3 protein-coding genes are annotated in these 2,022 nt (G+C 43.3%); 1 reads left to right on the top strand and 2 read right to left on the bottom strand.

Annotation, left to right across the window (positions count from 1 at the left end):
• Positions 1-159: 159 nt before the first annotated feature.
• On the bottom strand, positions 160-735 hold the full coding sequence (locus LC574_RS37605; RefSeq protein ID WP_229458697.1) for a pentapeptide repeat-containing protein: 576 nt from the start codon (positions 733-735) through the stop codon (positions 160-162).
• A gap of 23 nt (positions 736-758) precedes the next feature.
• Here LC574_RS37605 and LC574_RS37610 point away from each other — a divergent pair, with 23 nt between their 5' ends.
• Entirely contained in the window at positions 759-1,295 is a 537-nt protein-coding gene (locus LC574_RS37610) for a YraN family protein (protein WP_229458696.1), read from the top strand.
• A gap of 70 nt (positions 1,296-1,365) precedes the next feature.
• On the opposite strand, the gene LC574_RS37615 is transcribed toward LC574_RS37610, so the two are convergent.
• Positions 1,366-1,755 (bottom strand): hypothetical protein, encoded by a 390-nt coding sequence (locus tag LC574_RS37615; RefSeq protein WP_012412259.1) that lies wholly within the window; start codon positions 1,753-1,755, stop codon positions 1,366-1,368.
• Positions 1,756-2,022: the final 267 nt, after the last annotated feature.

Here is a 2,022-nt window from a genome sequence, read left to right on the forward strand (position 1 = left end):
GTAGTCGGCATTTCCAATTAGTAACAATGACTAACTGCATTTATTTTGCAATTATTTGGGGAATTTCTGCTACTTAATGTTCGGAGTTCGCTCATGAGAATAACCAATGCCCAATGCCCAATGCCCAATGCCCAATGCCCAATTCCCAGCTAAAAAATACTAAGGACAAAATAACGTGTCACGCGTATCTCGTCCTGTAATGGGATTAGTTCCCTTGGCAAGTTTGCACAATTTTTTTTGCTCATCGGAACGCAGCAGCGTATCGGTAAAATCTGCCCCGTCAATGATTGCACCATCAAATCTGGCGTTAGCAGCGAAAGCACCCTCCAACAGTGCATTTGTCAAATTTGCTCTAACTAAACGAGCCGAGTCTAAAGTGGAATTTCTCAAATCAGCTCCCTCCAAATTCGCAGACTCCAAATTTGCTGCAAAGAAACTTACACCGTTCAAATTAGCTCGGCTGAAGTTGCTCTGGCGAAGATTAGCTTTGGTAAAGCTGGAATCTGTTAAATCACGTCCTGAGAAATCAGCGTCAACCAAAATTTCTTTATTATATTCAAGTGCCAAAGCTGTGGGAGCAAAACCGACAGTTGTCGTGATGCTAACTATTCCCCACAGGAATAAGCTGAGTATGCTTGCCCAAATCTTATGGTCTGTTTTACAGTTGCGCCTCAACTCAGTACGAGATGAGTTTAGCTTAGAACCTGTTATGCGATCGCTTAACCTAGAATTCATAGAATTCATGATATTTTTAGTCAATGGCTAACCTTCCTCCATCTCATTATCCAGATATTGGTGAATTAGGAGAAGACCTAGTAGCCCAATGGTTGCAATCTACAGGTTGGATAATTCTCCATCGTCGTTTTTCTAGTCGCTGGGGAGAAATCGATATTATTGCTGAATATCATAGAGTAACTGGGAAAGAGCAGGAAAGCAGGGGAGAATACCCCACTCCCCACTCCCCACTCCCCACTCCCCACTCATTACTAGCATTTGTGGAAGTCAAAACCCGCAGTTCAGGTAGTTGGGATGCAGGGGGAAGAAGTGCAATCACCCCAGAAAAGCAAGCAAAAATCTGTCGGACAGCTGGAATGTTTTTAGCCCAGTGCCCTGAGAAGGCAGATTATTCTTGTCGATTTGATGTTGCTATTGTCTACTGTCAAAGGATATCAAAAAATCTGACTGCGGTTACAGCAAGTCAGGAAGCTCTAGCTACTTCATCAGCAGCAGGATACAAGTTTAAGCTGCAAGAATACATTCTGGCAGCTTTCGACTCTTCAATTGATAATGGTTAATCGGTAATCGATAAAATATTTTGATTACCAATGACCAATAATATTGTAGTGGCGTTACGACCAAATAGGATCACGCCAAAGTTTCTGGACAGTAGCCTAAGCCCCGGACAAATTGTTGCCGGAACGCTTCGATTTCATCTCTCTCTGGGCTACCATGAGAGACGATCGCAACCTGATACCGACGCATCACGTCCACAGGGCACTGTCCGGCTTCCAAACTCCAAAGTGCCATTTGCACCCTCATTGGCGGCTCGTAGCTAATTCCTAATTCATTTAGAAAAGCGCGAAAGTCGCCATCTTCTTGGGGCGAAACTTGACCTTTGAGTTTGATCCTAACCACCCAGCCATCAATTTGATGAATTACGGTGACGAAAGAAACTGGTGTCTGGGGTCTAGCGTGCAGGTGTTGAACGACCCTCAGGGTTAGACTGGCATTTGCCAGATAGTACAAGTATTCCATGTTTGTTGGTGCTTGGGATCAAAGCCAATCCTACATATCTATATTCGTCAATCATTGCCTGTTCCCGGTAGGGTAAAAGCCCCCGTTTTTAGATGGGGAGGTTTACCCAATTTTTATATTAATTTTTCCGTGTTACTTAATACAATACCTTCGCCAAAAATAAATAGGGCGTTCTGTAGTAAAGTTGTTGTTTACCACAACGACAACTTCCAGTCTACAGAACGCCCATGCTAGATATAGTAACACTTCTTTTAAGTTTAGAAGTTG

The organism is Nostoc sp. CHAB 5715 (assembly GCF_020829685.1).
In the GTDB taxonomy this organism is placed as follows: Bacteria; Cyanobacteriota; Cyanobacteriia; order Cyanobacteriales; family Nostocaceae; genus Nostoc.